Raw genomic sequence first — 13587 nt, 5'->3', positions numbered from 1 at the left:
ACAATGCAGAGCAAGAGGATCGCTGTTGTAACCGGAGCGGCGCGCGGCATAGGTTTCGCTTGCGCGCGCCGGTTCGCGGCGGACGGCGCGCAGGTGGTGCTGGGCGATGTCGACGGCGATCATCTTGACCGGGCGGTCGACATGCTGGCTGCGGAGGGGTTCGCGGTTCGGGGCTGTCGTACCGATGTCAGCGCCCGCGCCGATGTCGAGCGGCTGGTCGGGACTGCACTGGATGCGTTCGGCGGGATCGACATCATGCTGAATAATGCGGGCATCGCCATCAGCAAGGACATCTTGTCGATCACCGACGAGGAATATGATCAGGTCCTGGGTGTCAATCTCAAAGGCGCGTTCCTGGGCCTCCAGATCGCCGGGAAGCAGATGGTCGAACAGGGGCGCGGCGGGGTCATCATCAACATGTCTTCCATCAACGCGCGATTGGCGAACCCCTCCATCGCCACCTACGCCATTTCGAAGGGGGGCATGAATCAGTTGACGGCTACCGGCGCCGTGGCGCTCGCCCCGCACGGGATCCGCGTGGTCGGCGTCGGCCCTGGCACGATTGCCACCGAAATGCTGAAAGAAGGCATTTTGACGAATGACGATCAACGTCGCATGATCCTTTCGCGCACGCCCAGCGGGCGATTGGGTGATCCGGCTGAAGTTGCGTCAGTCGCCGCCTTTCTGGCGAGTGACGATGCGTCCTACATGACCGGGCAGACCATCTATCCGGACGGGGGACGGATGGTGCTCAACTATGTGGTCCCGGTGGAAGAAGCATGACCGAACGATCAGAAGAAAGCCCTCCCTCCGCAGCAGGATCGCTGCCCTCGATCGACCTGAACGCCGATATGGGCGAAGGGTTCGGCCCGTGGTTGATGGGCGACGACGAAGCCATGTTCGCGCTGGTCAGCAGCGCAAACGTCGCCTGTGGAGGACATGCCAGCGACCCCGACACCATGTTCCGCACGCTAAGCCTAGCACGCCAGCATAAGGTGGTTACCGGCGCGCATCCGAGCTATCCTGACAAAGAAGGCTTTGGCCGCCGTCGGATGCCGCACAGCCCGGACGAGATCGAGCGGTTCGTGGCCGCGCAGGTCGGCGCACTGATGGCGATCGGCGCGCTTGTCGGGCAACCCGTTGCCTATGTGAAGCCGCATGGCGCACTGGGTAACGTGGCCACGGTCGAGAAGCCGGTAGCGGCTGCGATCGTGGCGGCGGTCCGTGCCGTCGATCCGGGTCTTGCGATGCTTGCCATATCGGGGACCATGCTGGAGCAGGTCGCCCGCGACAGCGGCATGCAGGTGTTCAGCGAGATCTTCGCCGACCGGGGATATACAGCGGCGGGAAATCTCGTCCCTCGCAGCGAGCCGGGGGCCTTGATCCACGACGGGGCGTTTGCGGCGCGCCGCATCGTTGCGTTCCTCGAAAGCGGTATGATGCCGACGGTTTCTCACGACCCGGTCGCGCTGGAAGCGCATTCGATCTGCGTCCATGGCGACAGCCCGGATGCAGTCGCCATGGCACGAACCGTGCGGGATGAGCTTACCGAGCGGGGCTTCGCCATAGCCCCCTTCCTGCCCTATAGATGAGCCCTTATGTCATCCGTCCCGTGGGCGAGGACGCGCTGCTGATCGAACTTGGGAGCGTGGTGTGCGAGGAAACCCATAGTGCCGTGCTGGACCTGGACAGCGCGCTGCACGCCGCTGGCATTGCCGCCATTTGTGAGACGGCGCCCGCATACACGTCGGTCATGGTTCGCTACGATCCCGATTTGACAAGTTTCGAGGAGTTGCGGCTTCTTTGCGAGCCATTAATGTCTCAGCCCCGCACGGCGGATCGTGCCGGAAGATGCCATGTCGTTCCCGTCTGCTTCGATGACTCCTATGCACCCGATCTTGATGAGATAGCGAGCCGCGTCGGACTGACTCCGGAAGTGGTAACAAGGCAATTTCTTAAGGCACGCTATCGCGTGTACATGTACGGGTTCGCGCCGGGCTATGCTTATATGGGCGGCGTGCCGCCTGCGCTGCACCAACCTCGCAAGCCCGCAGCCGTGCGCGGATATCCTGTCGGCAGCGTGCTAATCGCGGGGCCGCAATGTCTCATCTCGACTTTGCCGATGCCCACCGGCTGGTGGGTGATCGGGCGCACGCCCTTGACGATACTCGATCGCGATTCCGAAGAGCCTCCCGTCTTCCAGCCGGGCGATACGGTGCAGTTCCAGCGGATCGATTCAGAGCAGTTCGCGCGGTTGGCAACGAAGTGACCCGGCTAGCTACCTTCGTCGTCGAACAGGCTGGCCCTCTGACAACCACGCAGGATAGCGGGCGTCCCGGCCTGCTGCGTTTCGGCATACCTCGATCCGGCCCGGTAGACCGTTTGAGTTATGAGGCAGCGGTACATTGCTTTGGTGCGCCGGTCGTAAATGGGGCGGTCGAACTGTCATTCGGCGGCATCATGCTGCGATGCACGCAGGGTGAAGCCTCATTCGCGGTCTGCGGCGGGGGGTTCACCGTCGAACTGGATGGAGTGCAACTGGGCAGTTGGGTGGCCGCGCGCATCTGTGCTGGAATGACGTTGCGGGTACGCCCCGGCGCGGGCAACTGGAGCTATCTTTCCTTCGCCGGAAACATTGTGGCTCCCGCATGGCTCGGCAGCATCTCCAGGCATGCCCAGGCAGAGTTGGGCGGCCAGCGTCTCGTCGCAGGGGACGTGCTGACGATCGCAAGTTGCCGACAGTTGGAGGGTAGCGTGGGGGATGCTCGCGCGGTGCCGCGTCCAGCGGGCGTGGATGACCCGATCTCACGGGCACGGGTTGTCCTTGGACCTCAGCAGCGCTTTTTTGACTCAGCGGCGGTGGAAACGCTGCTTAGCACCTCCTTTCGTCCATCCGCATCCTTCGATCGGATGGGGCTTGTGCTTGATGGTCCCGCGATCCCGCCCATCGCGACCGATATGCCCAGCGAACCGCTATTAAGGGGCGCTTTGCAGGTGAACGGAGAGGGGCGCACGACCTTGCTCCAAGCCGATCACCAGACAGCCGGTGGCTATCCCAAAATCGCAATGATGTTAGGGGCTGACGCCGATCACGTCGCGCAACTCCCGATTGGCAGGGCCTTCCAGATCGTGGCTTTGGATGTCGTGGCGGCCCGACACGCATATCTGGCCGAGCGACGTGCGCGCGAGCAATATTATGGATTGCTCCTGCAACCGCTGGATCTCAGCGCCCGGCTGGCGAATGCCAATCTCATAGACGGTGCTGTCAGTGCTTTGGATACGCCTGGCGAGGGGGACGCTCTTATCTGCCGATCGTAAAAAGGGGGACGGCAAGAAGGGCGCCGACATCTCGGAACGCGCCGCCCGTTATCATCACTCGACCCCTTTCAGGCGGCACCAACGAATCCTTGAACGACGCTCGGTATCCGGTATTATTGGATAATAAATAAAATCGGAGAGATGCAGCATGCCTTCAGACCTCGTCAGGCCGATAGCGCCACCGATGCTTATCGACGATATCTACAGCGAAGATCAGTACCGGCGGCTTGTGGAAGTAGCGCGGAGCAAAGGACCGTGGGAGCTGACACTGCGCCAGTTCTACTCTTCGCCAGAGGGAATTGCCGACACCACCTTAGGAAAGGACCTGAAGGACGCAGCGCCGGCGTGGGAAGATTTCTTGTTACCCTATTTCACCGGTTATCTCGCCAAGGGCGGTGTTTGCCTGTATCCGGAAATCGAAGACACTTTCCTGAACAGGAAATTTTTGGACTTCGGCAGACGCTATTGGAACGCGGAATATGCCAGGCCAGAGAATATGATCTTTAACATCAATGGTCCGACCAATAACTTCGACGGAGGGCATCTCGACGGAGCGGAGTTTCGAGGATTAAACTTGAAAAATACGCCAAATTGGCTCCTAAACTCTATGATCAGGTCGGATCTGTTCAAAAAATGGCAGATGAAGAAGGCTCAGGTGATTGCCTGGTTTTATCGTGGTTCAGTCGGTGGGGGCTTTACCTATTGGCCGAAGGGTCCGCATGCCACACCTGAGCGTATTGCCGCTCCGGTCTGGAACCGCGGGATCGTGGCTGAAGTTGAAAGAATGTATCATCGTGGCGAAGCGAACGGGCCGTTGGAGCAAAGGCAGACCAAAGGGCTAACGATCGACTCCCGATTTGGTTCGGACCCCGATACCGTCGATGGATGGCAGATCACTACCGATGGTGAGGTGATCCAAAAGATTTCGGCACGCGAAATGCGGATGCTGGTGCACTGGCGTGCTGACATTTTTACGGATTTGACCGAGCTCATACAGGTTGTGGATCATACCGATGACCTGACGCATGACCAAGTCATCGATACGTTCATCAAGGATATTCAGAACCGCGGCCGCGCGTTTGAAACGCCTTCCGATCCGCTTCATGATCGAGATTTCATGCATTTGCTGACCGAAGTCTATGATCCGGGTCTTCCAAGCATCTATCCGGCTGAGGCGCCCGGCCCTCAGCAGAAGGCTGCATAAATATCCAGAAGTGATCCGGCACGGGTATTCCGTTTCCTGCAATGCGTGCATTGCTGTGCCCGATGCGCTGCCGCAATCGGGGCGTCACATGCCGCTTTTGCCTGGATCGGCTTTGCAGAGAGCGGACGATCAGCGCGATTGCGACGGCCGAAGCTCGTGGGGGACGCGTTGTCTCTCCGTCGCAGGATGTAGGCAAAAATCCCATCTATCCGAGGCGATCCGGCCAGCTGGCGTTGGTGCGGTGGCGCATATCTCCATTGTTATGGATTTCAAATATGTTCAAGTCGGGGAACCGTGGTTGTTCACGGTTGAAGAAAAATGGGATACTAACAGTCGCGATGCCAGCACCACGTAAATCTGGAAGCGTTTTCCGCAGTACGATAGCGGATGGGGTGACCAATCAACTGCGAGCGCTGATCCTGTCCGGCGAAATTGCCGACGGTATGCCGCTTCGCCAAGACGCGCTTGCCGAGGAAATGGGCACGAGCCGGATACCTGTCCGTGAGGCACTGTCACGCTTGGAGGGCGAAGGGTTGGTCGCAAGCTATCCTCACCGCGGCTATGTTGTTACCGGCCTGTCACGTGATGATATCCAGGAATTATTCGATTTGCGGGCACTCCTGGAGCCTGAATTGCTGCGCTATTCCATTCCCCGCCTGACTCCCGAAGATATTGCGGCCGCTGAGACGGTCATCGAGGAATATGATGCCGCCATCGCTTCGGGCGACGTGGTGAGTTGGGGGGAATTCAACCGGCGCTTTCACATGACGCTCTATAACCCGTCCGGGCGCCTCAAAACTTTGAGGATCGTGCGTGAATTGCTCGTCAATTCCGATCGTTATACGCGGCTTGTGCTGACGGTCGGTGACAGTGTGCAGCGTGCACAAGACGATCATGGCGCGCTGCTGGATCTCTGTCGGCAGGGACTGGTTAATCAGGCGGTTGATTTCACCCGCTATCATATCGGGCGCACAGGTGATGATCTGATTTCGCTTCTCGATCGAAACGGATTGGCTGGTACGATAGGGTCTGCTGAAGGCGTGAATGGGACAACAACGAAAGCGACTAAGCGACCTCGCTACACTGGGGCGGCCGGGTAGCATGTTATAATTTACCTCTCTCTCTCTCTCTCTCTGAGCGGCCCATGGACTTCGCCGGGCGACTTCCGGTCTGACATTGTACAAGCTGACACTTCAGGAGATGGCGAAGGAAAACTTCAGGGCCCCCCCGAAGCGGCGGCGCTGTATTGATCACGCGCGAGGAAAGCTTCAGGTGTCCAATGACAATCTGCCGGGTGCTGGGTCAGCATCGATCAGCGCAGCGCAAAGTGCCATGCGGGGCGGTGGCGATCAGGCGCTAACGGAGGAAGCAACATGATCGCTACGGCTATTGTCGGCTGGTCGTCTTGTTGTTCAATGCAGGATGGATGGGAGCCATAAGCGGGCGGACAAGGCGGCGAGGGGCTCAAGTCCCGCAACCCAGCAAAGCGCTGGCGTCTGTGGCTCAACGACGGGTCATGCATTCGCCTGCGTCCTGAGTACCCGATGCACGCGGGCCTGCCATTTCGCCAAGACTCGTACGCTTGGTGGTTGCAAGTTCCGCATCCTGAACACCGTCGGAGCTGTTGGTTACCCGCAGCCGCCGACACATATATGGTCGGCGGCTAAAGGTCGGGAGCCGGCGCCGTGCGAACGGCAGCTTTCCAAATGTCTTCATTCATAACGGGACATTCCCCTATCAGCAGAGGACATTGAGCGCCTGCCAATAGGCTCCACCTTGGACAAGGCTTGCACGAATCAGGGGGGCAGGTGCTTCCTTGTTTTATGGTGAATTGTGACTTGAACACGCACCTATTCGAGTATCGTAAGCGCCATTACCCCCTCCGCCAGCATCCGAATCAGGTTAAAAAAAACGGCGAAATCTGTTCGAGCTTCAGTTCTTGGGGGAAGTGCGTTTGTCCCGGCAGCAGCCAGCGATGGTCGAACCCGCCGAGTGCGACGTGCGGCCTGCCCGAGGATTGTTCCCCCATGAGGCAGCCTTCGCGTATCACCATGACTGCTCCGGGTCTCCTCAATTCAATTTCAACCGCACGTCGCGGTAGGGGTGGAGGATCACGGGGCCGATCAGCCCTGTCTGCTTCAGCATCTTGGCGCCTTCTTTCGTGGCTTTTTCCACCGCATTGCGTAACGGCGTGGCTACGCGGACTTCGATGCGGTTCGCGCCCGCGTGCAGGAAGGGGCCGATGTCGATCCGGGACGTGTCCTGATAGCTGCTCGGCGGGACGTCTGCGCCATTGATGGTCAGGCGGAATGTGTCGACGACCATCCCGAGGTCGAGCCAGGCTCCGTCGGGCTCGCTCCAGGATGGGGCCAGTTGGATGCCGGTGGCGTAGAAGCCGCGGCCCGCCTTGTCCGGATGTCCGAGCGCGCCCCAGCCCGGCAGGGTGTGATCGGCGCCCGCCTTCACCGCAATTTCCGGCAAGCGCTGGCGCCGGCTGTGATCGAGGCCGGGCAGCCCCGTATCGTCCGCAGTCCAGCTTTCGATGCCGAGTGTCCAGCGATCGAGCGGGATGTGCGCGGCGAGCGTTTCGATATGAGTGCGGATGATCTTGCCGTTTGACAGCTTGGTCTGGAAGTCGCCTGCCCGGCCAGTGCGCAGGATGAGGCCTGCGCCATCGCGGCGGATCATGTCAGCATCGGTAGCAATGGCATGAACGCCGGTGCCGACTTCCACCCCAGCCGGTCGGCCGATCGCGATCAGCTGGATGTCGTTCGCGGCCAAGGTGATAGGGATGCGCACTGCGCCGCCCGCCTGCTCGTACAGCGCCAAGGGCAGGATTTCGCCTGTCCAGCTGTTCAGTTCGAACGGGACGCCGGATCCCGTGAAGCTGAGCGTCCGGGCCGCCGTCTGGGTGCTTTGGTTGAACAGCAGATAATAGTCGGTGTCGACGGTGCGCCTACGCACGGTCAGGATATCGGATGAGCCAGCGCCATCCGCGCGGGCCGCCGCTGGTATGATGCCCATCGTCGCCAGTGCCGCGGCCGCCTGCGCTTCATCGGCAACGAAGCGAACGCGCGTACTTGGCCGCTGCGACATCGTCTTCAGTTCCGTAACGATGCGGGCAAGCTCCGCATCGCCGCCGCGCTCGCCTGCCAGTCCGGGTGTACGCTTGGGCACCTGCCCCAGGATGACGAGCGGTACGCCCCTGCGCGCCAGATCGCGAATGCGGCGCAGGCTTTCGACGGGCATCACCGTCCGATCGTTCAGCAGGATCGCCTTGAAGCCCATGCGGTCGGGCATCCAGACGGCCTCTCGCACGTCGCGGGCGGACTTGGCCGTCAGATAAGCCGGGCTGACATATTGATGGGTAAAGCCTGCGGCGGCCAGCGGAGACGTGGTGGATGGCATCTTCGACAGGCCGGGATAACCGGTGAAGGCCGTCACATTGGGCGCGATCCCTTTCACGCCGAAGTCATGCCAGAAGACCGCGACGTCATATCTCGGGCGGCCTTGACGCATGACAAGTTGCAGCCGCGCGAGATGATCGTTGATCAGCCGATAGTCCGGCCATTGCGGCATCCTGGGTCCGAAGGCTTCGGAAAATTGCGTGTTGCCATCGAAGCTGTTGCCGGGCCAGCGGGAGCGCACGCCGCTGCCGCTTGGCGTCGTGATGTAGGGAAAGCCGTGCCAGACCAACTGGTTCACGCCGCCTGCATATGCCTTGTACACCCAGTTCAGGTTCGCATCATTGCCTGCCTGCCCAAATGGCGCGCCCGTCCCCTGCGCGATGGTGAAGGACTTGCCGCCCGCTGTGGTCGCCCAGCTGCCACCCTGGATTGGACAGCATTCGGTTGACAAGGGCGCTTCCATCAGCCTGAGTTGAGCGCCGGTGCCGATGACCTTGAACAGTTCGGGATTGTTGAGGAAATTGCGATTCTCGCCTTCGGGAATGTCCGGCAGAGCGGCAAGGTCGGCGATCTCCATAGGCCCGCCCTCCACCTGAAGGCGCGTGGTCATGCCTAGGCCGTGCGCCCAGCGCGCATAGGGCTTCATATGATTGTCGCCATAAAGGTCGGAAAAGGTCTGGCGATAATCCTCACGTACCCGTTCCCCGGCATCGGCATAGTCGAAGAAGCCCTTGCGCGCGCCCACGCCGCCGCCGACCAGAAGGGGAAGATAGGGTGTGAGCGAATAGCCCCTGCGCCGCTTGAACTCGGGCAGGAAGGTCGATGTCCATTTGAGACCTTCCGACGGTTCGAAGCTGTCTTCGAAGAGCGAGCTTTTGTTGGTGCGGATAAGGGAACGCAGGCGGGGCGTCAGGATAGAGCGGTCGTAGAAATCGGTGACCGCACGAGCACCCGCCGGGCCGATATGATCGATCACATAATTGGGCGTACTCGCGCTCAGATTCTCGAGCTTCTGTCCATCGGCGATCTGATAGAAGGCAATCACCCACCATGGATTGGGCCCCGAAGGGGCTGTCCATGTGAGACTACCGTCCTTTGCAACCTTTGCCGTCAGGTCCTTTACCGACCGCCGGTCAATCATCCGGGTGCCGCCGGTTTCAGGACAGGCATCCGTCGCGCAGCGCGCTGCGAGGACGGCCACAAGGGTAGGGCGCGTATCAGGAGCGGTGAGGGATCTTGCAGGTAGCGGAAGCGCAGCAGTCCAACTCTGTCCGGGCGCGATCCGTGCGTAGCCAGCGACAAGCTGCTGCTGTGCCGCTGGATTGTCGAGGCTGGACACGCTTGGAACGCCGGTGGGCCAGTGCGGGCCCGCCATCATATCGACGCGCAGCCCCTTGCTGCCTGCATGATCGAATATCGTCTCCAGGGCTTGGGACCAGCGGCTGCTGCCAAAGCCATTGTCGCGCAGAAACTCCGGATCGCTGCCGATGGCGCCGGGAACGGGCATGGCGGCGATTTCGACTCCGCCTGCACCCGCATCCACCATCTGGTCGATTTCACGGCGAAGCTCTTCCTCCTCCACCGCCGCGAGGGGAAGCCACCAGCGGTATAGCGGACGGACAGACGCGGGCGGATCGCGGAACAGCTGTAGGTCGAGGGTGGGCGCTCCGCCTGCATGCTGAGCAGCGGCGGGAATGGCCCAGCTAGCACCCAGAATGAGGCACAGTTTAAACGTCAGCAGATTTTTGCGCATGGGTTCCGCCTCTCTCCGGAAGGCAGGTATAACGCTTGTGAAACAGAACATAAACGTTCGATTAGCGGGTATGGCTGATCTGATGCTATGGAGCAGCCGACCGGCCTAACCTCCTTCCGTCATGGCTTGGTGGATGTCCATGCGGCTGAGACCGAACTGGCCGAGATCATAATTGTGGCGACGAAGCTCTTTGTGACGCTTCCCTTTTATGAAGCGGCTCATGCCTTGCCCTATGCTTGGCCGAAAAGGCATGTCGAGAAACTTGTAGATCCGTCCAATCTGCCTGCGCCAATCCTGGTTCACGGCATCATAATGTACGTCCACACTCGGCACGGCTGCTCGGCGAAGGGCTGCGTTGAGGCGGCGTTCCCGCAGGGCGGTCTTGCGGAGCCATTCCTGGCCAATCCATCGAGCGTCAGCATCATCCGATTGCAGACTCATCTGGTTGTGCACCAGGGACGCGGATGAGGCGATGAGGGGCTCGGGGTCGCGATGCAAGCGGATGACGCGCGCTCCGGGGAATGTGGCCAGCACTGCGTCCATATCCTGCGCGAATTGCGGCAGTTTGAGCAGCCACGGCCGGGAAGGCGCGCGCCGCCGGAACCAGGCGATGGTCTGCAGAAGCCGCTTGAACTCCGCATAGGCAGCCGCCGGATCGGCATCTTCGACGGCGGCGGTGAAGCTTGGGACGCGCCATTGCGCTTCAAAGGCAGAGCCGAACATGGAGATGTTCTGAAGGCCCATCTCCTCCTCCGCATGATGGACGCCGGTCGGATGGATATGGCGGAACGCGGGATTGAAGAAGTGGGCGCAGGAGAGCGCCACTGCCGCGCGGATCACGCGATCGGCATGCGCCAGTCCCCAAAAGCGGGGAAGCGGATTCCAGCTTTCGTAAAATCGTGTGAAGGTGAGCCGGGGGTCGCAGGCGAGGAGGCGCTGGATGCGCGTGCTGCCGGATCTCATCTGGCCGACAATCAGGATCGGCGGCTGCAATTTGATGTCGCCGATTTCCGGATGGCGCGCCCATAAGGCTTGCATCCGTGCCCTGTTAAGCAGCGCGGCGGTGATCTGGCCATGTGCGATCACGCGGCCCAAATTGTTGAGCGATGCCTCTCTCTCCAAAGCCGACGCCAGGATGTTCAGCCGGTCGCGCCAGCAGCCATCGTGCAGATTTCCCGTCTTGCTTGCTTTGCAGGCTGCCACGATCAGTTCGTCAGGATCGAGTGTGGGGCGATCGAGCCATCCTTTCGACCAGGCTGTTTCCAGCAATCTATTTGCGGTTCTCCGCCTCTGCGCCGGTCCGGCACTCTCCAGCGCGGGGAGGTGAGGGGCCGCAGCATGTCGGGAAATGGTCGCCATCGCAGTCGAACGACCGACATGGCAAATGGTGCCGTGTCGGCTGACGAACCGCCCGCCGGATCAATGTCGGCTAACGGCAGTCCTGTTTAACGATAGCGCGCAATCGATAGATCGCCCGTTTCAATCGCCGGTTTCCGGTTGGAGACGATGTCGGCGATCACATGGCCCGAGCCACAGGCCATGGTCCAGCCAAGCGTGCCATGACCTGTGTTGAGGTAGAGGTTTGGGATGTGCGTAGAGCCGATGACAGGCGTGCTGTCTGGCGTCATGGGGCGCAGGCCGGACCAGAAGCTCGCCTTGCCAAGGTCTCCGGCCGCGGGGAACAGCGAGCCTACCGAATATTCCAGCGTGTCGCGCCGTTTGCCAGGCAGGTTGGTCGAGAAGCCCGAGAGTTCCGCCATGCCTCCGACGCGGATGCGGTCGCCCAGGCAGGTGATCGCAACCTTGAAGCTTTCATCAAGCAGCGTGGACACAGGGGCGCGCTCTGCTGCGGTGATGGGAACGGTGATCGAATAGCCCTTTACCGGGTAGACGGGCAGCTTGATCCCCAGCGGCGCCACCAGCAGGGGCGAATAGCTGCCGAGGGCAATGATGAAGGCGTCTGCGTCGACCGGCCCCTTGTCCGTCTCGACATGATCGATGCTGCCCTTGCCCTGGACGAGGCGTTTGATCTTATGATCGTGGAGGAAGGTGACACCGGCGGCCTTCGCCATATCGGCGAGCGCGTTGGTGAATTTGAAGCAATCCCCGGTCTCGTCATTGGGCAGGCGCAGGCCGCCGACGATCGGCGACTGGCTGTTGGCGAGGCCCGGCTCGGCGGCAATACAACCGGCCTTGTCGAGTATCTCGAACGGCACGCCGTCAGCCTGCAGCACGGCGACGTCCTTGCCGATGCCGTCGAGCTGCTTCTGCTCGCGGAACAGCTGGAGCGTGCCCTGGCTGCGCTCGTCATAGGAGATGCCGGTTTCCTGTCGCAGCGCGATAAGCTGATCGCGGCTGAACTCGGCCAGGCGAACCATGCGGCTCTTGTTCACCGCATAGGCCTTTTCCGTGCAATTGCCGAGCATGGCCACGATCCAGCGCAACATGGCAGCGTCGAAGGTGGGGCGGAGGATGAGCGGCGCATGCTGCATGAACAGCCAGCGCATCGCCTTCATCGGAATGCCTGGCGCTGCCCAGGGCGAGGCATAACCCGGGGAAATCTCTCCCGCGTTCGCGAAGCTGGTTTCCAGGGCCGGGCCCGACTGGCGATCGATCACAACCACCTCATGCCCAGCCTTTGCCAGATACCAGGCCGACGTCACGCCGATGACCCCGCTGCCGAGAATCGCGACCTTCATGCTGTCATACTCCGCTTTTGCTCTGCAGGCTCGGCAAGGCGGTACTCACGACGATACCGGTGGCCGAGCTGGGTGAGGATTTCGTAGGAAATGGTCCCCGCATCAGCCGCGACATCGTCGATCGACTGATGCGGGCCGAGCAGTTCGACAGGCGCGCCGGGATAGAGCAGCATGTCGGGGACATGCGTCACGTCGAGGGTCATGCTGTCCATCGACACCCGGCCAACGATCGGCACCCGGATGCCGCCGATGAAAGCGGAGCCGCGATTGCTGAGGTGCCGCGGCCATCCGTCCGCGTAGCCGACCGGGATCGTCGCGATGTGAGAGGTCTCCTCCGCCAGGTGGCTGAGGCCATATCCAACGCCCGTGCCAGGACCGACCGTGCGGAGCTGCGCAATCCGCGCCTCAAGCGAGACGACGGGATGCATGGGGTTGGCGCTGTCCTGCGGCGCGCCGCCATAAAGGGCGATCCCGGCGCGCACGACCTCATAATGCGGGTGGTTGAGGAAACTGCCGCCGCTGTTATCGAGAGAGCGCGAGACGCCAGGGAAATGGCGCGTAAAATCGTTGAAGGCAGCAACCTGCTTGTCATTGAACGCGGACGAAGGATCATCGGCGCAGGCGAGGTGGCTTAGGATGAGCACCAGTTCGATGCCGTCCAAAAGCGACCGGTCGGCTAGGAGTGCCCGGACCTCGTCCGGCGATAGGCCGAGCCGCGCCATGCCGCTGTCCACCTGAAGCGCGGCGGGCAGGGTGCGGCCCGAAGCCTGCGCCAGCTGGGACCAGCGCCTGATCTGGTCGAGCGAATTGAGAACCGGGATGGCGCCCGCATCCCGGCAGTGCCGCTCCGCCCCCGGTTGAAGGCCGTTCAGGACAAAGAGCTGGATGGAGTCGGGCAGTTCCGGCTTGAGCGCGATGGCTTCTTCCAGCTGCGCCACGAAGAAGCGGCGGCAGCCAGCTTCCAGCAGGGCGGCTGCCACGGCGGAAGCGCCGGTGCCATAGGCATCGGCCTTGACCACTCCGGCGACCTCGGCAGGCGCAACCTGACGGGCGATCAGCCGGTAATTTTCCACCAGCGTGTTCAAATCGATGCTTAACAGTGCGCCTGCGCAATCCACCGGTGTCATGCCGATACCCCTTCATCTGTTTTTCTAACCGGGGCGACGCAGCTTTTTTCACCAAATTGTCGTGATTTGTTCTAAGATG

General features: G+C 61.3%; 11 protein-coding genes. 6 read left to right on the top strand and 5 right to left on the bottom strand.

All coding sequences use genetic code 11. The annotated features are described in order from the left end of the window. The first annotated feature begins 3 nt into the window (after positions 1 to 3). The 6 genes from SPHS8_RS06815 (at position 4) to SPHS8_RS06790 (ending at position 5622) form a co-directional block, all read left to right on the top strand. Positions 4 to 783 (top strand): SDR family NAD(P)-dependent oxidoreductase, encoded by a 780-nt coding sequence (locus tag SPHS8_RS06815; RefSeq protein WP_201514778.1) that lies wholly within the window; start codon positions 4 to 6, stop codon positions 781 to 783. Further along, positions 780 to 1592, top strand: a complete 813-nt coding sequence (locus SPHS8_RS06810; protein WP_201514777.1) for a LamB/YcsF family protein — start codon at positions 780 to 782, stop codon at positions 1590 to 1592. The genes SPHS8_RS06815 and SPHS8_RS06810 overlap by 4 nt, the downstream gene beginning before the upstream one ends. Continuing rightward, entirely contained in the window at positions 1589 to 2269 is a 681-nt protein-coding gene (locus SPHS8_RS06805) for a 5-oxoprolinase subunit B family protein (RefSeq protein ID WP_201514776.1), read from the top strand. Before SPHS8_RS06810 ends, SPHS8_RS06805 begins: the two co-directional genes overlap by 4 nt. Then, the gene (locus SPHS8_RS06800; protein WP_201514775.1) at positions 2266 to 3318 is read left to right on the top strand and encodes a biotin-dependent carboxyltransferase family protein; all 1053 of its coding nucleotides are present in this window, start codon (positions 2266 to 2268) and stop codon (positions 3316 to 3318) included. The genes SPHS8_RS06805 and SPHS8_RS06800 overlap by 4 nt, the downstream gene beginning before the upstream one ends. A 184-nt stretch (positions 3319 to 3502) precedes the next feature. Then, complete coding sequence (locus SPHS8_RS06795; protein WP_236574994.1) at positions 3503 to 4522, top strand: hypothetical protein; 1020 nt, start codon at positions 3503 to 3505, stop codon at positions 4520 to 4522. Between the two features lie 392 nt (positions 4523 to 4914). Further along, a complete protein-coding gene (locus SPHS8_RS06790; RefSeq protein ID WP_201514773.1) occupies positions 4915 to 5622 on the top strand; it encodes a GntR family transcriptional regulator in 708 nt (235 codons plus the stop codon). A gap of 797 nt (positions 5623 to 6419) precedes the next feature. On the opposite strand, the gene SPHS8_RS06785 is transcribed toward SPHS8_RS06790, so the two are convergent. The 5 genes from SPHS8_RS06785 to alr form a co-directional block, all read right to left on the bottom strand. After that, on the bottom strand, positions 6420 to 6575 hold the full coding sequence (locus SPHS8_RS06785; RefSeq protein WP_201514772.1) for a hypothetical protein: 156 nt from the start codon (positions 6573 to 6575) through the stop codon (positions 6420 to 6422). A gap of 17 nt (positions 6576 to 6592) precedes the next feature. Next, positions 6593 to 9682 carry a glycosyl hydrolase gene (locus SPHS8_RS06780; RefSeq protein ID WP_201514771.1) on the bottom strand — a complete coding sequence of 1030 codons (3090 nt, stop codon included), beginning with the start codon at positions 9680 to 9682 and terminating at the stop codon, positions 6593 to 6595. 105 nt (positions 9683 to 9787) lie between these two features. Further along, positions 9788 to 10951 carry a sulfotransferase family protein gene (locus SPHS8_RS06775; RefSeq protein ID WP_201514770.1) on the bottom strand — a complete coding sequence of 388 codons (1164 nt, stop codon included), beginning with the start codon at positions 10949 to 10951 and terminating at the stop codon, positions 9788 to 9790. 176 nt (positions 10952 to 11127) lie between these two features. Then, complete coding sequence (locus SPHS8_RS06770; protein WP_201514769.1) at positions 11128 to 12381, bottom strand: D-amino acid dehydrogenase; 1254 nt, start codon at positions 12379 to 12381, stop codon at positions 11128 to 11130. Next, entirely contained in the window at positions 12378 to 13508 is a 1131-nt protein-coding gene (alr, locus tag SPHS8_RS06765; RefSeq protein WP_201514768.1) for an alanine racemase, read from the bottom strand. Before alr ends, SPHS8_RS06770 begins: the two co-directional genes overlap by 4 nt. Positions 13509 to 13587 lie beyond the last annotated feature (79 nt).

Origin of the sequence: Sphingobium sp. S6 (assembly GCF_905120495.1) — a bacterium.
Taxonomy (GTDB): domain Bacteria; phylum Pseudomonadota; class Alphaproteobacteria; order Sphingomonadales; family Sphingomonadaceae; genus Sphingobium; species Sphingobium agri.
The sequence above is the reverse complement of the archived record's forward strand: the minus strand, read 5'-3'. Positions and strand labels throughout refer to the sequence as shown.